The following is a 19,314-nucleotide window of genomic DNA, read 5'->3' as shown; positions in this document are numbered from 1 at the left end:
CTAAGCGTGGTCAATGTTATCCTAGTCTTGCAACTAACTCCTCAAGCTTTAATTCTTCCAATTGTTGCCTTGATGATGACTATTATACCATTGAGGCAATTGCACCCTGTAGCAGCAAGCTAGAGGCAGTTCTGCCCAATCATGATCAATGTATAAGACACACTTAGGAGAAGAGTAACGCATGGGCAAGGTAGTCGGCATCGACTTGGGTACAACCAACTCAGTAGTCGCCGTAATGGAGGGTGGCAAGCCGGTGGTGATTGCCAATGCAGAAGGAATGCGAACAACCCCCTCCGTTGTAGGCTTCAGCAAAGAAGGCGAAAGGGTGGTTGGGCAAATGGCACGGCGACAAACAGTCCTCAACCCTCAAAATACTTTTTTTGCAGTCAAACGCTTTATTGGGCGCAGGTATGGCGAACTCAGCCCAGACTCGAAGCGTGTACCCTATACTATCCGCAAAGACGAAGTAGGTAACATCAAAATCGCCTGTCCTCGACTGAATAAAGACTTTGCCCCAGAAGAAATTTCGGCAATGGTGCTGAAAAAGTTGGCAGATGATGCCAGCACTTACTTAGGCGCAGCCGTCACCGGGGCAGTAATTACAGTTCCCGCTTATTTTAATGATTCCCAAAGACAGGCAACCCGTGATGCGGGCAGAATTGCTGGGTTAGAGGTGTTGCGGATTCTCAATGAACCAACAGCCGCATCTCTCGCTTATGGCTTAGACAGGGGTGATACGGAAACCATCTTAGTCTTTGACTTGGGTGGTGGAACTTTTGACGTATCAATTCTGGAAGTAGGCGATGGGGTATTTGAAGTTAAAGCTACCAGTGGCGATACCCAACTAGGTGGTAATGACTTTGATAAGAAAGTCGTTGATTGGTTAGCAGAACAATTTTTAGAAGCAGAAGGTGTAGACTTGCGACGCGATCGCCAAGCCTTACAACGTCTGATGGAAGCCGCAGAAAAAGCCAAAATTGAACTTTCTGCCGTCAGCGTCACCGACATTAACTTACCCTTCATTACCGCCACAGAAGACGGCCCCAAACATTTAGAAACTCGCCTGACACGCGCCCAGTTTGAAGGTTTATGTAGTGACTTATTAGGACGCATCCGCACACCAGTTAAACGGGCTTTAAAAGATGCCGGTTTACGCCCCGATGACATTGAAGAAGTCGTGTTAGTGGGTGGTTCGACACGAATGCCAATGGTAAAACAACTGGTGCGGGATATGATTGGCATTGACCCTAGCGAAAATGTCAACCCGGATGAAGTCGTCGCTATGGGTGCAGCCATTCAAGCAGGCATTCTCGCCGGAGAATTTAAAGATGTGCTGTTATTAGATGTCACACCCCTGTCCTTGGGCTTAGAAACAATTGGCGGTGTAATGAAAAAACTCATTCCCCGCAACACTACCATCCCCGTCCGCCGTTCTGATATTTTCTCCACATCCGAAAATAACCAAAACAGTGTGGAAATCCATGTTGTCCAAGGTGAACGGGAAATGTCCGTAGATAACAAATCGCTGGGACGCTTCAAACTCTATGGTATTCCGCCAGCCCCCAGAGGTATACCCCAAATTCAAGTATCATTTGATATCGATGCTAACGGGATTTTACAGGTATCAGCTTTAGATAGAACCACAGGACGGGAGCAAAGTATTACCATTCAAGGTGCTTCTACCTTGAGTGAAGGCGAAATCAACCGGATGATTCAGGATGCACAAAAATATGCTGACATCGACCGGGAACGCAAAGAAAGGGTAGAAAAACGTACCCGTTCTGAGGCCTTAATTCTCCAAGCAGAACGACAACTGCGAGAAGTCGCCTTAGAATTTGGAATGCAGTTTGCCCGTAGTCGCCGCCAACGTATTGATAACATTTGCCGAGAACTGCGAGAGAGTCTGCAAGAAAAAGACGATCGCGGCATCGATCAAGCCTACGCCGACCTGCAAGATGCTCTCTATGAGCTAAATCGGGAAGTCCGTGAGTATTATGCTGAAGATGAAGACGACGACTTATTCAGCACCATTAAGGACATCTTTACAGGCGACAAAGAAAAAGAACGCGATCGCGACTATTACCGAGACAATTACCGCGATAACTATCGACAACGGGATAACTTCGGACGAGATTACAACCAAGATTACGGAAGAGATAGCCGTTCTCCCTATGACAGTCGTCCATCACGCCGTCCTTCCCGCCCAAGTTATCAGGATAACTGGGATGATGATGATGATTGGCTGTAGTGTTTTGGGGATTGGGGATTGGGAAGCAGGAGAAAAATCCCATGCCCAATGACCATGAACTATGGACTATGGACTCTTCCTTCTGAACTTAATTCACAATTCGGATTTAGCCATTGGTAATTAGTAATTAGTAATTGAACATTGATATTATTCATTACTAATTAACGATTACCAAAATCTAAAATTTAAAAGTTAAATAAATGAATATGCAAAATTTGCAGAATTTCCGCGATTACTATGAAATTTTGGGAGTAGCTAAAGATGCTACCAATGAAGAAATTAAGAAGAATTATCGACGTTTAGCCAGACAGTATCACCCTGATCTCAATCCAGGAAATAAAGCCGCAGAAGAAAAGTTTAAAGATATCGGTGAGGCTTATGAAGTCCTCTCCGACACAGCTAAACGCGCCCAGTACGACCAGTTTAGCCGCTACTGGAAGCAAAAAGGCTTTAGTAAACAAGCACCAAAACCCAAAGCTTGGGAACGTACTGGCGAACGCAATGGTAATCAAAATGTAGACCCCAGTCAGTTCTCTAATTTTGAAGACTTTATTAATCAAGTCGTTGGTGTTGGTGCGCGTCGAGATACCAGAAATGGTACAAGTAGCACCACTACCGATCCGTTTCGTTCTCCCAAAAGCCGAGTTGAGTACACAGTTCCCAAAAACCCACCTCGTCCCACACGTCGAGATATCGAAGCAAGATTAACCCTACCCTTAGAAAAAGCTTATTTGGGTGGTAAAGAACGCATTCGTTTAGAAGATGGGCGATCGCTAGAGGTGAATATGCCTCCAGGTATGGTGACAGGGCAAAGTGTCCGCCTGCGAAATCAAGGCATTGGCGGCGGTGATCTCTATTTAAAAATTACCGTTGAACCCCATCCATTATTTAAACTAGAAGGCTCAAATATAGTTTGCCAAGTCCCAGTCACTCCCTCGGAAGCCGTCTTAGGTGGACAGGTAGAAGCACCAACCCTCGACGGGCCTGTGAAAATGACCATCCCGCCTGGAGTCAGATTTGGACAAAGATTCCGCTTGGCCAATAAAGGCTATCCTGCCGAAAATGGTAAACGTGGGGATCAATTAGTCGAAATTCAAATAGTTACCCCGAAAAATATTAGTCAGGAAGAACGGGAACTGTATGAAAAGTTACGGCAAATTGAAACCTTTAAGCCTCGCGCTGACTTAATCGGTTAAGTAGGCAAAATTTCACAGCTATTCTCAAAATTCCTTTCGTTATTTATGGCAGGTGACAGGTGACAGGTGACAGGTGACAGGTGACAGGTTTAAAAGTCTCTGATGGTAATGGTTTTATGATTTCTGATGTCCTAATCTCATTGACTACAGCTATACAAGTTAAAAGTTAGTCAACACCACTGAGATAAACTAAAAACTGGCACAAAAATTGTACCAGTTTGATAATTGGCATCAACGCCATTCTGGAATTTGAAATAGTCAATAGTCATAGCTAATGACTATTGACTAATAACTAATCACGTTCAGGAAAAGTCTGTACCCTGCCATCTGGACTGAGAAGAACTCTAATTCTGGTATTTTGTCCGTAGCGATTAGCAGAAACAAAAGGTGCGCCAATAGCAGGCATTCCCACTGCATCAAAGTGATCTCTGGCGGATTTTCCTAAAGGTAAGATGCGTTCAATTGAGCCATCAACACCCAAAATCAAACTATATTCTAGAGTTTGGGTAAATCCTGTGGGTGGCTGCCAGCGTCTCTGCAAAAATTCTCTGGCTTCTACTACCTGTGGTGTATCAAATAGTGTACTGCTACTGTTGACAGATACTTCTGTGGGTGTAGTGTTAGATTCACCCCTCAATCTTGCTATTAATGAGTTGGCATCAGCCACTTCCGAGGGGGTAGTTGCTGCGGAATTTAATCTAGCTTGCGACTGTTGTGAATTGACTGGTGAGTAGGTTTGAGGAATGGTGTTGTTACCACTGGCATTAGGTAGAGTAGCTAGTGGTGGCGGAACAGGTGCGGGTGTAGAAGACAATCTCGGAGGTAAATTTCGCCTGATGGGAAGAGCAGATTCAGCCGAGTTGTTTGTCCCTATGGGATTGGGTTGAATAGCGATTTGTTGACCTGGGATGTTACTCGATGAGTTGCCAGACAACGGTGGAATTTGTGTTGGAGGTAAATTTGCTGTCTGTGTTGAAGCGACGGAATTAGGAGCTAACTCAGGATTTGAGGTGAGATTTTGGTCAGGAGATGTCAGGGTTGTGGTAGGAAAATTGCTATTGGGTGGTACTTGAGGAGTAGAACCTAAAGGTAGCGATGAAACATTATAGGGAGGAGTGAGTTGAGTTTGAGGTACAGGAAAGTTAGGTGAGGGGGCAGGTTGTAGCGCAACGGATTCTTCTTGTGGTGTGGTCGTTTTAGCTGTCTGCTGTTGTTTTTGCCTGGTGTTACTAGCATATTGCCAAGTCAAAGGCGTTAAACCTACAGCTATGACTAACATTGCTGCGATGGGAACCCAATTAGGCAAGCGTACTACTGAACTACTTTCATTCAGGGTGGGTAATGTCATGACATCTGCTGCATATTCATCTAGGGCAGTTGCCAAATCGAACAGTTGTAATAGACTCAGTTGAATAACAGACCCAGAATCTGGATTAGCAAGAGAACCAAGATATAAATTGTGTGTTAAATAACTGTTAGATTCTAAGTAGATTTTTGTCCCTGGTATTGGGGCTGTAAATGATTTTGATGTCTTAGCTAATAAAGGGGCTTGCTGAAAATCTGTTAATTCTGTGTCTTGAGATACTTTAGTTGAATCTTGAAGACCGGAGAAACTGAACCAAAAGCTTTCCGGTGATTGTTGCAGAATTTCCTGTACGTAAGTAGTGACAGCATCACACAAAGCTTCGAGTTGGTCGCGATCGCCTCGAATTTGAAACCTGCGTTCTACTGGCAACTGCGGATCATCAAAGCGCAACTCAAAAGTTAATTGCTTGAGTACGGTTTTTCCTAGCAATCGCGACAAAGGGGAACTTTGCGCTAATACTTCTAGTGTGCAGGTAGGAGGTGTGTAGCGACGAATGACAGAATTTGTTAGAGGCATAGCAGGAACTGCAAGGGAGATTGTTTCAAAATTTTGCGGAACGATCTATGAGTGCTAACCAGAGTCGGCGATGTCCACCAGGGGCGCTGTAAAACATTAAATCTACAAGCAGTTTGAGTGCCAACTTGGTAAGTAAATCCGTCGAGATTTGCTCGTCTTCTTCCATCCGCTCTTGGTAGGTATTGCAGAAAGCATCAATATAATCTCCAAGTAAAGCCACCTGATGAGGTTCTCGATTTTTTTCCGCCATTTGTTCTAGTAGACTCACCGCACGGCGAATCAATTCCTGGTGCTGTTTGGCGAGGTGACAGATGATTAAAACAAGCGATCGCGCTTCTTCCACATCTAGTTTTTTTCGCCCTCCTTGACCTTTGCGTATGGGATTCGACTGTCGCAGTCGCCATAAAGCAACGCGGTCTGGCACTCTTGACTCCAAATTCAGATCAGTTGCTGCCGAGAGCATAGCCTCGGAACCAATACCAGTTAAAGTTTCTAGCGCCAACAGCACCAAGTCTAACTGGGTTTTGATATTATCCCATTGGACAATATTGGGGTCGGGAAGTTTAGTTAAGTCCACCCACTGGGCATTGGGAGTGGCTGAATCAGCGGCCGAGTGCATAACTTTTAGCATAGGTGATCAGGCTGATAGGGGCTGTTGCTGTTACCCATTTTGAAACCAGACTAGGAATATTTAAAGTTGGTTTCCCGTACCGTAAGAAGGCAGGGGGATGGGGCATGGGGTAGGAAAATTCTCCCTTGTTTCCCTTACTTCCCTAACTGCATTTGCTTTTCTTATTTTGGGTAAACAGCAATTGTCACTGTCTTACTCTACTAGATGAAAATTTATTTTCAACAGTGGAAAAAGTGAACTTTGCTGGTAAAATTTACCTGCTTTGGTTGCTATTTCAGTACAAAAGTATAAATAAATATGTCTGGATAATTTAACTTTTAATTATTAATTGCCAGCTTCATCAGCATAGGAATCATAAAAGATAATAATTAGGAACTAACACCAGTTATATTTATTGCTTAAACAATGCAAATGAAAATCGTCTCTGTAGAGACGTTGTATTGCAACATCTCTACAGATTTGTCGTCATGCTCCTATACCCTGACTTAAGAAATATAGGCAATGGTGACACCACTACCACCGTCAGACTGTTCTGCTGCCTCATAGCGGCTGACTCTGGGATGCTGTTGTAAAAAGGTGTGAACACCTTGACGTAGTTTCCCTGTGCCGTGTCCGTGGATAATCCAGATTTGCCCTTGCGCTTCGGAAATAGCTTTATCTAAAAGAATTTCCGCATCGGCTACCCGCTTACCACGCAGATCGACGGTATTTTGGGAAGTACGAATGGCTAGGACTGGTTGGGGTGGTGCTGCGATCGCGGCTGGGGCTGCTTTGGGTTTGACGACTGGTTCGGCTTTTTGACCATCCAAAGATTCAATGTCTTCTAACTTGACCATCATCTTCATAATCCCAAAGCGGACGCTGAACTCGCCATCTTCATCGGGAGCTGTTAATACTTCTGCTGTTTGCCCAAATTTGGACAGGCGAATGCGATCGCCTACTTTGGGCATGAAGCCTACTTTGGGTTTTGGTGGTGCTGCTGGTTGATATGTTTGGGCAATTTGATTTAAGGCGTTGGTGGCTTGTTGGGCTTCTTGGGCTGTGGGTGTTCCTTGCTGCAAACGCCGAATCACCTTAGCAATTTCGCCTTTGGCTTGGGCGATCGCTTGCTGGACTGCAACTTCCTGGGAAGCCCGTAAAGACTGTTCTCGTTCCTCTAAGGCCGCAGCTTTAGCTGATACCTCTTTATATAACCGTTCTGCCTGCTGTAATAATTTTTGCGCTTCTGCGGCTTTAGTTTCCTGACGGCGACGTTGGTCTTCTAAGCCAGCAATTACCTGATTCACCTCATCTGTAGCTTCTCCCACTTGGGTTTTTGCCTGTTCTATAACTTCTGGTTTTAGTCCTAAACGCAGAGCGATCGCCAAAGCATTAGAACGTCCAGGAATTCCCCAAAGCAAGCGGTATGTAGGAGATAAAGTCGCCTCATTAAACTCTACAGAGGCGTTTTCAAAACGTGCATCTTCATATTTCAGAGCTTTCAACTCGCCAAAGTGCGTTGTCGCAATCGTCAACTGGGCATGATCAGCCAGATATTGTAAAAGTGCGATCGCTAAAGCACTACCTTCTGTAGGATCTGTACCTGCGCCAACTTCATCTAGTAAAACTAGGGAGTGGGGAGTGGGGAGTGGGGAGTGGGGAGTAAGTAAAAATTCTTCTCCCCTGTCACCTGTCACCTGTTCCCTGTCACCTGTCACCTGTCCCCTATCATCTGTCCCTAAAGCATTCAAAATCCGGCTAATGCGGCGAATATGACCAGAAAAAGTAGATAAACTTTGCTGTAATGATTGTTCATCACCGATATCTGCCAATATTTGCTCAAACCAAGGCATTTCCACTGGCTCACGGGCGGGGATAAATAAACCCACTTTGGCCATTAATGCAGCTAATCCGAGGGTTTTTAAGGTGACTGTTTTCCCGCCAGTGTTCGGCCCGGTAATCGTGACGACTTTAATGTGAGGACTGATTAACAAATCCACAGGAATCACCGGATGACCTTGTTCGTGGTGCTGTTGCCATACCAATAAGGGATGGCGCAGCTGCCTTAAGGTAATGATTTCCTGTTCCTCACGGCTGATAAATCTGGGTGGGTTGGCGTTGAGCCATAAACTATATCTAGCTCTAGCCGTTGCCAAATCCAATGTCGTGACAATTGCTAATAATCTTTCTAAATCTGGCTTAACGGCTGCTATTTGTTCAGTTAAGATGCGTCTAATGGCTTCTTCTTCAGCTTGTTCCCTTCTCACAGTCTGCCGTAATTGATTGCCCATTGGCACAATCGAATTTGGCTCTATGTACAGGGTTGCACCACTGGTAGAAGTGTCATGTACAATACCAGGAATCGCATCTTTTTGCGGTGCTTTTACGGGAATAACAAAGCGATCGCCCCGTTGGGTAATAATTTGTTCTTGGACTGCGCCTGATTTCGCCTGTAAGATATTTTGCAGTTTTTGCGTGATTTGACTGCGTAATCTGCGTAATTCCGTGCGAATTTCTCCCAGTTTTTGGCTAGCACGGTCAGTTACTTGTCCTCGTTCATCAATACAACGGTGAATTTCCTGCTCTAATTCTGGGTAAGTCCGTAAATCGGCAACTAATTCATTGAGAACGGGTAAATCTTCTTGGTTATCAATAATACGCCGTAAATTTCTAGCCCCGGCTAAAGTCGTAGCGATCGCTAACAATTCATCCCCTGCCAAAATACCCTGGAGTTCAGCCCGTTCTAGGGAATCACCAATATCTTGAACTCCCTCAAAAGATAATCCTGGAGTCAAACGACTTTCCAGTTGATAGACTTCTTTGGTTTGTGCTAACAACTGCTCACTGACTGCTTGAGAGGTAGGTATTTGCAGACAGCGTGAGGCGATCGCGCCTAGTTTGGTAGCCGCAAACGTGGAAAGATGCTGGCAAAGGCGATGCCATTCTAATAGTTCTAATGTTTCAGATTGGATCAAGGCTGCAAAGTCAAATCTGACAAGTATCTTAACAATTTTAGCTCTTAGAAGGCTTAACCTTAAAGCAGAAAAATCGCTGCAAATGATCTCACAATTTGATACCCTAGCTAGAACAGAATTGAAAAAAGTTAACAGCGTGGAAATTCAACTTGGGCGGGGGAAGACAGCTCGTAGGGCATATGGCATTGATGAAATTGCTCTAGTCCCCGGTAACAGAACACTCGATCCGAGTTTAGCCGATACTCGGTGGAAAATTGGCAATATTGAGCGAGAAATACCCATTATTGCCAGTGCAATGGATGGTGTTGTTGATGTGGGCATGGCTGTACGTTTGTCGCAGCTAGGGGCATTAGGCGTTCTCAACTTAGAAGGCATCCAGACTCGCTATCCTGATCCAAATCCCATTTTGGATCGGATTGCGTCGGTGGGGAAAGATGAATTTGTTTCCCTCATGCAAGAACTGTATGCTGAACCAATCAAACCAGAATTAATTGAAAAACGTATTCAGGAAATTAAACAACAAGGTGGTATTGCCGCAGTTAGTGCGACACCAGCAGGTGCTAGCAAATACGGTGAAGTAGTAGCAAAAGCTGGGGCAGATTTATTTTTTATCCAAGCTACAGTAGTTTCTACTGCTCACCTATCGCCAGAGTCAATCACACCTCTCGATTTAGCAGAATTTTGCCGTTCTATGCCCATTCCCGTGATTTTGGGCAACTGCGTAACTTATGAGGTGACTTTAGATTTAATTAAAGCTGGAGCGGCGGCGATCTTGGTAGGGATTGGCCCTGGTGCAGCTTGTACCTCTCGCGGTGTGCTGGGTGTAGGTATACCCCAAGCAACAGCTGTTGCTGACTGCGCCGCCGCCCGCGATGAATACTTCCAGGAAACTGGTAATTACGTCCCCATCATTGCCGATGGCGGTTTAATCACTGGTGGTGACATTTGTAAATGTATTGCCTGTGGTGCTGATGCTGTGATGATTGGTTCTCCCTTTGCTAGAGCCGCAGAAGCACCAGGAAGGGGCTATCACTGGGGTATGGCCACTCCTAGCCCTGTATTGCCTCGTGGGACACGTATTAAAGTGGGTACAACTGGTAGTTTAGAGCAAATTCTCATTGGCCCCGCCGGTCTTGATGATGGTACTCATAACCTGTTAGGAGCTTTAAAGACTAGCATGGGGACTTTAGGAGCCAAAAATCTTCAAGAAATGCAGCAAGTTGAAGTCGTAATTGCTCCTTCTTTGTTAACTGAAGGCAAAGTCTACCAAAAAGCCCAACAATTAGGTATGGGTAAATAAGGGAATGGGGAATTAGGGAATGGGAATAGCTGAAAAAAAGCTAAGATTTTGATAAAAGTAAAGAGTGATGAGGGTCAAATCATCCCCTATACCCTTATACCCCTACACCCTTAACCAGTGAAGTAGAGAATAGGGAATAGGAAAATAACTACACCCAATAAATACCTAATCCTTAATAGATAAAATCTCCAAATCTATCAGAAAATTTTTCCAGACTCCTAAACATCGACTGGAAAAATCACATCTGTCGCCTACAATAGAGATAGCGGAGACGCATGTTTCCGTTCACTCCTCACACCACACTCCGCCCGGACTACTGTTCGGGCGGTTCCTTATGTCTATATTTTTTTGCAGAAATTCTTTAGCTTCTTTGCAAATGTACATCCTTCGATTTTCGGCTGCTGTTTTTGCTATGGTAGAATTTTCACGAAAGTCAGAAATATAATTGGCAAAGGTTTTTAGGCATGTCAGCAGCCGCACAAGTTACAGATTCTACTTTTAAGCAAGAGGTACTAGACAGCGATGTACCTGTTTTAGTTGATTTTTGGGCTCCCTGGTGTGGCCCTTGCCGAATGGTAGCCCCTGTCGTAGATGAAATCGCATCTCAGTACGAAGGTCAACTAAAAGTTGTGAAGGTCAACACGGATGAAAATCCTCAAGTGGCTAGTCAGTACGGTATCCGCAGCATTCCCACTCTGATGATTTTTAAAGGTGGGCAGAAGGTTGATATGGTAGTCGGTGCAGTACCTAAAACTACATTAGCCAACACTCTGGAAAAGTATCTTTAAACCTCAATCAGTAGTAAATCCCTGTTGAGTATTCTATTTTCATTCAATTTAGGTCAGTATTTGTCAATAAGTTTGTGAGGCGCTCAACTGAGCGCCTCAATAAAACTTTCAATAGTGAAAAATAAGTTGAAATTATCCTTGCCCAATCAAATGCTCACCAAAATTAGGTAAAATGTAATGCCATTGTGCTGGCAGTTCTCATGACCTCATCTGCGTCGTTTGACACTTTCGAGTCTCTCCAAGCGGATATCGCTGGATTACTTGAACGCTTACCGACATTAAAACATCAGCAACTCATTCAGCAGGCTTTAGCAACTATCGTCCGTCTAGCTGATAGTGATATTGATCGTCTTGACTGGAAGATACTGTCTGCGGCTTTGGCAGATATGGAGCGAGGTTTCCAGTTATTCTATGACTACCGACACGTTCGTAAAGTCACTATCTTTGGTTCGGCTCGTCTATTGCCAGAAACCCCAGAGTACCAGATGGCGCTAAAATTTGGCCGCGCTGTTACTAAGTTGGGATTTATGGTGATGACAGGTGGCGGTGGCGGGATTATGCAAGCTGGACATGAAGGCGCTGGCCGAGAAAATTCTTTTGGCTTAAACATTCAATTACCCTTTGAACAGCAAGCAAACCCAATTATTGAGGGTGATCCTAAGCTGATTCACTTTAAGTATTTCTTTACTCGTAAGCTATTTCTCCTGAAAGAAAGCGATGCTGTCGCTTTATTCCCTGGTGGGTTTGGCACTCAAGATGAGGCTTTTGAGTGCATGACATTAAGCCAAACAGGTAAATTTGGCCCTGTACCCGTGGTTTTAATCGACCATCCAGGTGGTGACTATTGGCAATCTTGGAGTCAATATATTGATGAGCATTTGGTAAAAACAGGTTTAGTAAGTCCTGAAGATCCCAGCCTTTATACGGTCACAGATAGTCTGGAAGTAGCTTGTAATGTCATTACCCGTTTTTATCGGGTTTATCATTCTAGTCGCTATGTAGGCGATCAGTTGGTAATTCGCTTAATGCAAGAGTTATCAGAAAAAGAAGTAGAGCAACTGAATGGGGAATTTAGCGATATTCTCGTTAAGGGCCAGATTGAAAAAAGTCAAGCCTTACCTCAAGAAAGTCAAGACGAAAGCGTTGATTTACCGCGTCTAGTTTTGTACTTCAATCAACGGGATTTAGGACGTTTGTATCAGATGATTGCCACAATCAACAATATGGGTATTCATCCACCTCAAGAACAATTACATCCTGAAAAAAAATAGATATGTAGCATTGAGTCAACAAGAAAGGCAGAAGGCAATTCCTGTTGAAAAATTTGGGAAATCTCGATAACTTAGTGAAATATGTCTGCGATCGCTTGACCTAAGCTGTTGCATAGATATTGACAAAAGTGGTAATTTCTGACCATATAACTCTATATATTGGTCGAGGTCATTATTTTTCTACCTTGATCAATTCGTGGATAGTATCAAGCTTTTGAACTACACCAATTAAATATTTAACTTCTGTCTGAGTTGCAATCACTAGAACTGGATGAATTGTCACAGATTTAACTAAAAAAATGTAATTTAATTGACTCACAGATGAAAAAAACACCAGTTATTATGGCTAAATGCTGATATTTACCAAAAAGCCAGTATATTAGCACAGGAAACAACATCATATTGTTCTGTTACATCCTAAAGAGGGGATTTCATCATGCTGGAATTGTTGGGTTCAGGTTTGGTTTCTCTCTGGCTGGAGATGGCTGGGGTACAAATCAAGCCATCAGATGCTTTAGAAGCTTTAACTTGGCAAAGTAGTCCTGGCTTGGTTATTGCACCTGATCCCAATCCAGCAGGAGCGAATACAGTCAAGGAATATCTCCAAGGGCTATTGAAATCAAAGCTAATCGCCGATAATCTCACAGAGAGTCAGGGAATTTGGATGCAGTCGGGGCCTGTGTTGATGGCTGATCATCAAGGTACGACACCTCTACCTGCTGCTTCTTTAACCAAGATAGCGACTTCCCTGGTGGCTTTAAAAACCTTGGGGCCAAATCACCAATTTGACACGATGATTAGTGCTACAGGGCCAATAGTTAATGGGGTTTTGCAGGGTGATTTAGTGATTACTGGCGGTGGCGATCCCATGTTTGTCTGGGAAGAAGCGATCGCCTTGGGTAATACTCTCAACAAAATGGGGATCAAAGAAGTAAAAGGAAATTTGGTGATTACTGGCAATTTCGCCATGAATTTCCAACGCCATCCCCTATTAGCTGGGCAGATGGTCAAACAAGCCCTAAATTCCAAAATTTGGACTCGTCCGGCAATTTACATCCACTCCATTATGGCCAAGGGTACACCTAAACCCCAGGTAGCGATCGCCGGGCAAGTCAAATTCACAGCCCAACCCAACCCCCAACAAACCTTGCTGATTCGCCATCGTTCTCTACCTTTGCAGCAGTTAGTCAAGGAGATGAACGTTTACAGTAATAACGAGATAGCACAGATGCTAGCAGAATCCGTAGGCGGCCATACCGTAGTGCAGTTAAAAGCCGCCCAAATGGCTAATGTACCCCAAGCAGAAATTCAGTTAATTAATGGTTCAGGATTGGGACAAGCAAACCGTATTTCTCCTAGGGCTGCTTGTGCGATGTTAATGGCGCTGCAACAAGAAGCAGCTGCCAATCAACTCAATTTGGCTGATTTGTTCCCCACCTCTGGCTTTGATCACCGAGGCACAATGCAATATAGAGATTTACCATCTGCAACGGTGATGAAAACCGGTACATTGCGAGATGTCAGTGCTTTAGCTGGTGTCGTACCCACACGCGATCGCGGTTTAGTTTGGTTTGCGATCATCAACCGTGGCCCACAAATTTCAGCTTTCCGCACTGAACAAGACAAGCTTTTACAACGTCTAGTACAGCAATTACAAGTAGCACCCAAAGCACCAACTTCTCTCACCCCTCATACAACTAAATCATTACCGGATCTAGGTAATATCAGTCGGCAAGAAATTGTGTTTAAAATTTAGACTCGAAAGGGTAAGAAGTGGCAGGGGAGCAGAGGGGCAGAGGAGCAGAGGAGCAGGGAGAATACTAATACAGCAGATTCGATGTTTATTGAGGTACAGCAAATAATTGAAAAGTAATGAGTAATAAGTAAATTTTTTACTCATTACTCATTACTCATTACTTAATACTCATGGTGTACCTCACTTACTTCAAAAGTGCTGTATTTATCTAGCCCAGTCCCCAATCCCTAATTCCTCACCTCTGGAATAATCTCTGTCACTACTCTGTTTCCAGAACCACCCCTAACTACAATATTTTCTGTTTGCAGATTACCTACAGCTGTTTGACCTTGAAAATTTAAGGGTGGATCAACTTGTCGATAAGCCACGTTTCCCTCGGCTTCTAATAATTTCTTGTCTAGATACCAAGTCATTTTTTGAGCATTGAGGCTCTGACGACGCTGCCCAACAGCATTAACTTTACCTGTTAAATAAACTATTTTTTGGGTGATATTCATTTTACCTTGGTTGGCAGTTACAGTTAAGTTTTCTGCCTTGTGAAATATACGGACTGGGGAATTTGTGGTGACTGTTTCCCCCTTCATATTCCAAGTCATGGAGTTACTAGCAATTTGTACTGGCGGATCTAATAACTCTAATTGAGCATTTTTTTGAATGGTGGCAATCTTAGTTTTTAAGTTTACTTCGGCGGAGTCACCCCGACCGCGATCGCTAATTTGATTGTTCTTGTAACGGTCAATTTGTAAAGGGCGATCGCTAATTAGTTTTTCCTCTTTAATCTGCCAAATTAACTTTTCAGTCCGTATTTGCATTTGGGGATCAGCAGAATTTGCCACTACCCCACCAGAAAATTCCATACGCTGTTCACGGGTTTTGACTTTGGCTTCCTGTGCTACTGCATTGAGTTGTTTATGAGTACCATTAATTTGGTTGCGGACAATTAATAAATCTTCTTGGGGTCGCCACTCTAATTCATTACCTCGCAAAATAATACCGTTTACAGGGTCTGTAGCCAATATTTTTCCTTTGAGAAATAGTTGTTTGCCATCCTGTTCGATGTCTGCTTTTTCGGCTGTGACTTGGTAAACTACTTTGCCATCTTGATAGAGTTCCCCATAGGGATTTTGAGCTTCACCAATTTGTTTTTCTTTGGTGTACTGTGCTTGTTTAGCTCTGACTCTCCAAACTGGCCGTCCTACTTCATCTGCTTGTTCCAAAGTGACATCAAAGAAAGTTAAATTACTATCTTGAGGAGATGAATCAGCATTATTTTGTTGGGTATTTTTAGGTAATCTACCTCCACAAGCCACTAAACCAATAATTAAGAAAATAATTAAAGGCAGGTGATACCAATTGATTGGTAAATGTAAAAAACTTGGTAATTTTAAGTAAGACCGGATGTCAAAACTTACAGAAATGGGGGAAACTGTTTCTAGCTCCCCCCGATGAAAACTTACTTGTTTTCCTTGTCTACCTTGATGTTTGTGCATTAATCTTGAATTTCTAGTTGTCCATCACTAGGGTCATCTAAAAATCCCATACCCGATAAAGGTCGATAGGGATAGCTTTGACGTGGGGTTTTTTGAATGTCTTCTTTGATCGCTTCTAAATCAATATAGCGATCGCTGACATTAATTAAGCTATCACTTGTCATAGAACGCAAACTGACTACCTCTACCCGCACACCACGATAACTGACAGAATTGACTGCATAGGCCAGATCCCCATCACCGCTAACTAACACGGCTGTATCATAGGAATCTACCAAAGCCATCATATCTACGGCTATTTCTACATCTAAGTTGGCTTTTTTTGAGCCATCTGGTAGCTGCACTAAATCTTTGGCAATTACTCGATAACCGTTACGTCGCATCCATAACAAAAACCCCTGCTGCTTCTCGTTAGTGCGGTCTACACCCGTGTAGAAAAAAGCCCGCAACAATCGAGAGCCACCTGTTAAGCGACATAGTAATTTCGTGTAATCGATTTCAATTCCTAATTGCAAAGCAGCGTAAAATAGATTGGAGCCATCAATAAATATAGCTACCCGACCGCGATTTTCTAAGACCTGTTCCGGCGTAAATATGGAATCATTTTCTAAGTTATTCAACATTGTTGTCATGCCTCATTTTTATCTTTGATATTTTTGATACAAATTTTCAAGTAGAAAATGCTAGATTAGCTTATGATAATTTGCTGGGGCTAATTTCTAGTTCAGCCCCGTTATTTTTTTGAGAAAATGATAAGAGATTGAACTAGATTAAAATCAAGCAAAAATTCTAGGGATCAATCATTTTTTATCTGTTCTATGCGTTTGAAAATGGGTTGTGGTTTACCTAACTTTTGTTGGTTAGAAAGTAATCCCCATTGTGCATGGGTAGAAAAAGGAGCATTAATTTTACTTGCTATTTGATCGTTAAAATCAATTTCCCAGCCCAGTTGCTGATAAACATCGCTACTGAGCTGAGGAATTATGGGTGAAAGAAGATAAGCTGCTAGTCTCACAGATTCTAAAACTGTGTACAGTACGGCTTCTACTTCTTGCTGTTGCCCTTGTTTGTATAATGTCCAAGGTGCTTGCTCATCAATATACTTATTGCTAGCTTGCACCAGTGACAGCACAGCCTCACAAGCTTGGTTGAAAGCTAGTGCTTCATAAGCTTGTTGGACTTTTTCACCCAAATTTAAACCAATCGCTTTTAAATGATTTTCCACAGGAATATCTTGATTGCCAACTGACAGGGTATTGTCAGCACAGTATTTTTTCACCATGTTCAAGGTGCGATTGAGCAAATTACCTAGGTCATTGGCCAAATCTGCATTGAGAACATTAATGAATCTAATTTCATTAAAGTCGCCATCTTTGCCAAATTCGATTTCCTTAAGAAAGTAATAACGAACGGCATCACTACCATAACGCTGAACGAGGGCGACAGGATCTAGGGTGTTACCCAGACTTTTACCCATTTTCTGACCATCTTTGGTCAAAAAGCCATGCCCAAATACCTTTTCTGGCACAGGTAAATTAGCTGACATCAACATGGCAGGCCAATAAACGGCATGAAAACGCAAAATATCTTTACCAATCAGATGCAAATTGATCGGCCACCATTTGGCTAGGGCGTTTTCTAGGGTGGGTGATTCATCGGGATCTAACAATGCTGTGACATAACCCAGCAAGGCATCGAACCAGACATATAGGGTATGTTTTGGATCTGCGGGTACAGGAAAACCCCAATCGACATTCACCCTAGAAATCGAGAAGTCTTGTAAACCTTGGCTGACAAAGTTGAGAACTTCATTACGACGAGTCTCTGGTTGGATGAAGTCAGGGTGAGCCTGGTAAAATTCCTCTAATTGAGTTTGATATTTAGAGAGACGGAAGAAGTAGTTCTGCTCGTCTCGCCATTCCACTTCTTTGTTAGTATGAATAGGGCAACGGTTGCCTTCTAACAGTTCTCTTTCTTCCTTAAATTCTTCACAGGATACGCAGTACCAGCCTTTCTGTTGTCCTTGGTAGATATCACCAGATTCCCAGACTCGCTGGAAAAATTCTTTGACGATCGCCTCATGGGGTGATGAGGTGGTGCGAATAAAGCGATCGTATTTAATATTCAGCAAATCCCACAGGGACGCGAAACTGGCAGATATTTGATCGCAAAACTCTTGTGGTGCTTTGCCGATAGTCTCTGCGGAACGCTGGATTTTCTGCCCGTGTTCATCTGTACCTGTAATCAGCAGTACCTGCTGCCCCAACAGTCTATAAAACCGCGCTAAGGTATCTGCTGCCATCGTTGTGTAGGCACTGCCTACATGGGGAACATCGTTTACATAATACAGGGGTGTTGTTAGTGCAAATGTTTTTTCTGTTTTATTCACTATACTCATGCAAAATAAAAATCAAATTATTAAAACGTTTTATATCTTACTTGTTAAGCAAAACCACGCAATTATATAACATTCCTATCTTTTTTTTCAAACTCCAACTTAATATTAGCAAATTTCCCAGGTAAAGAATTATTTTGTGATGTTTATAAAACCAACTATTTTTTACCGGAAAGACGTAATTAACTTCTAAAAATCATAGTCAATGCTTCTGATTACATCTTGAGATGGCACGATATAGAAAGCCCTAAATCCCAGACTTTGGGCGGTTTCTGTCGATAAAACATTTCTACCTTAAGACGGTCATGGCGTTGGTGAAGAAATGTAAAAATTAAGTCAAGATAAACTGCGATATTTTCTGAAAAAAATACATTCATGAATTATGAGTCTTAATAGCCCCCTAGATATTTCTCGCTCATTTTTAACAGCACTCTCAACAAGAATGTTTCGATATTACGAGGATCGCATTCCTCAAGATGCCAGTTTGTTAATAGTGAGCAATCACCGCAGTTTTATGGATGCCCTGATTTTAATGGCAGCTGTAGCCAGTCCAATTCGCTTTGCTTGCCATCATTACATGGGGCAAGTACCAATCCTGCGGGAGATTGTCACAGGACAATTGGGCTGCTTTCCTTTAGAAGAGAACCAACACCGCCAACAAAGCTTTTTTGTCCAGTCCCAGCAACTATTACAAAGAAAACAGATGGTGGGAGTGTTTCCAGAAGGTGCTAATCCGATGATCAAGTACACCAAACCCGATTATTTGGGCGAATTTCATCGGGGTTTTGCTCATTTGGCATTACGTTCTGGCGTACCAGATTTAGCAGTTTTACCAATTGCGATCGCTTCCTTAGAAGAGGCTAACACTGCTGCTTTTCCCTTAAGATTGTTAAGTCTATTTGATCCTTCCGAACCGTTATTTAATCAGTCTGGTTGGCATCCCCTGGTAATTTATCATCGGGTGGCGGTGTTAATTGGTCGCCCTTATTGGATTACACCCCAACATCAACATCAATATTACGGCAAACAGGCGAAAAATGTTGTGGCTGAACTAACTACATATTGTCACAGTGAAATCGCTAATTTATTAATTCAAGGGTGTTATTAAATTGACAGAAGTAACAAGAATAGAAATATCCTATGCAATTCCTAGACTCATCTCTAGGGATAATGCTCAATAAATTGCTGTTGATAGTTTGGTAACTTTGGTGATGCTTTTGACCTCATAAGCAGGCTAATATATTGTTAAATTGAATTAAAGTTAAGTAATTATTAACCAATTTAACTATATCTAAAGTAGTTGTTACATTTAAAGCTATGATTTGATCAGGAATTTAACTTTGACTATCGAGCTGTAACCCTCGTTGATCCTAGCTCTACAAAGTATTGGATTGTTATAGGTT

General features: G+C 42.9%; 12 protein-coding genes and 1 pseudogene. 7 read left to right on the top strand and 6 right to left on the bottom strand.

The window, feature by feature from the left end; genetic code table 11:
• The first annotated feature begins 181 nt into the window (after positions 1-181).
• On the top strand, positions 182-2,248 hold the full coding sequence (gene dnaK / locus NOS7524_RS19785) for a molecular chaperone DnaK (RefSeq protein WP_015140260.1): 2,067 nt from the start codon (positions 182-184) through the stop codon (positions 2,246-2,248).
• Positions 2,249-2,454: 206 nt separating this feature from the next.
• Positions 2,455-3,444, top strand: coding sequence for a DnaJ C-terminal domain-containing protein (locus NOS7524_RS19780; RefSeq protein WP_015140259.1), 990 nt, complete (start codon positions 2,455-2,457; stop codon positions 3,442-3,444).
• Positions 3,445-3,736: 292 nt separating this feature from the next.
• Here the strand turns inward: NOS7524_RS19780 and NOS7524_RS19775 are convergent, their stop codons facing one another.
• From NOS7524_RS19775 to NOS7524_RS19765, 3 genes are all read right to left on the bottom strand, one after another.
• Positions 3,737-5,326 carry a DUF4335 domain-containing protein gene (locus NOS7524_RS19775; RefSeq protein WP_015140258.1) on the bottom strand — a complete coding sequence of 530 codons (1,590 nt, stop codon included), beginning with the start codon at positions 5,324-5,326 and terminating at the stop codon, positions 3,737-3,739.
• 25 nt (positions 5,327-5,351) lie between these two features.
• The gene (locus NOS7524_RS19770; protein ID WP_015140257.1) at positions 5,352-5,957 is read right to left on the bottom strand and encodes a DUF3038 domain-containing protein; all 606 of its coding nucleotides are present in this window, start codon (positions 5,955-5,957) and stop codon (positions 5,352-5,354) included.
• 485 nt (positions 5,958-6,442) lie between these two features.
• Positions 6,443-8,911: an endonuclease MutS2 gene (locus NOS7524_RS19765; protein WP_015140256.1), complete on the bottom strand. Its 2,469-nt coding sequence runs from the start codon at positions 8,909-8,911 to the stop codon at positions 6,443-6,445.
• Between the two features lie 136 nt (positions 8,912-9,047).
• Here NOS7524_RS19765 and NOS7524_RS19760 point away from each other — a divergent pair, with 136 nt between their 5' ends.
• The 4 genes and pseudogenes from NOS7524_RS19760 (at position 9,048) to NOS7524_RS19745 (ending at position 14,026) form a co-directional block, all read left to right on the top strand.
• Positions 9,048-10,211, top strand: coding sequence for a GuaB3 family IMP dehydrogenase-related protein (locus NOS7524_RS19760; RefSeq protein ID WP_041555861.1), 1,164 nt, complete (start codon positions 9,048-9,050; stop codon positions 10,209-10,211).
• A gap of 440 nt (positions 10,212-10,651) precedes the next feature.
• A pseudogene (trxA, locus tag NOS7524_RS19755) lies at positions 10,652-10,999 on the top strand (thioredoxin); the annotation flags it as partial.
• A 200-nt stretch (positions 11,000-11,199) separates the two neighbouring features.
• Positions 11,200-12,270, top strand: coding sequence for an LOG family protein (locus NOS7524_RS19750; protein ID WP_015140253.1), 1,071 nt, complete (start codon positions 11,200-11,202; stop codon positions 12,268-12,270).
• Positions 12,271-12,706: 436 nt separating this feature from the next.
• Positions 12,707-14,026 carry a D-alanyl-D-alanine carboxypeptidase gene (locus NOS7524_RS19745; RefSeq protein ID WP_015140252.1) on the top strand — a complete coding sequence of 440 codons (1,320 nt, stop codon included), beginning with the start codon at positions 12,707-12,709 and terminating at the stop codon, positions 14,024-14,026.
• A 227-nt stretch (positions 14,027-14,253) separates the two neighbouring features.
• On the opposite strand, the gene lptC is transcribed toward NOS7524_RS19745, so the two are convergent.
• From lptC to metG, 3 genes are all read right to left on the bottom strand, one after another.
• A complete protein-coding gene (gene lptC, locus NOS7524_RS19740) occupies positions 14,254-15,516 on the bottom strand; it encodes an LPS export ABC transporter periplasmic protein LptC (protein WP_015140251.1) in 1,263 nt (420 codons plus the stop codon).
• Entirely contained in the window at positions 15,516-16,139 is a 624-nt protein-coding gene (locus NOS7524_RS19735) for a LabA-like NYN domain-containing protein (protein ID WP_015140250.1), read from the bottom strand. The genes lptC and NOS7524_RS19735 overlap by 1 nt, the downstream gene beginning before the upstream one ends.
• Before the next feature lie 173 nt (positions 16,140-16,312).
• The gene (gene metG, locus NOS7524_RS19730) at positions 16,313-17,914 is read right to left on the bottom strand and encodes a methionine--tRNA ligase (RefSeq protein ID WP_015140249.1); all 1,602 of its coding nucleotides are present in this window, start codon (positions 17,912-17,914) and stop codon (positions 16,313-16,315) included.
• Positions 17,915-18,293: 379 nt separating this feature from the next.
• Here metG and NOS7524_RS19725 point away from each other — a divergent pair, with 379 nt between their 5' ends.
• Positions 18,294-19,019 (top strand): lysophospholipid acyltransferase family protein, encoded by a 726-nt coding sequence (locus NOS7524_RS19725; protein WP_015140248.1) that lies wholly within the window; start codon positions 18,294-18,296, stop codon positions 19,017-19,019.
• Positions 19,020-19,314: the final 295 nt, after the last annotated feature.

Source organism: Nostoc sp. PCC 7524, assembly GCF_000316645.1.
In the GTDB taxonomy this organism is placed as follows: Bacteria; Cyanobacteriota; Cyanobacteriia; order Cyanobacteriales; family Nostocaceae; genus Trichormus.
The sequence above is the reverse complement of the archived record's forward strand: the minus strand, read 5'-3'. Positions and strand labels throughout refer to the sequence as shown.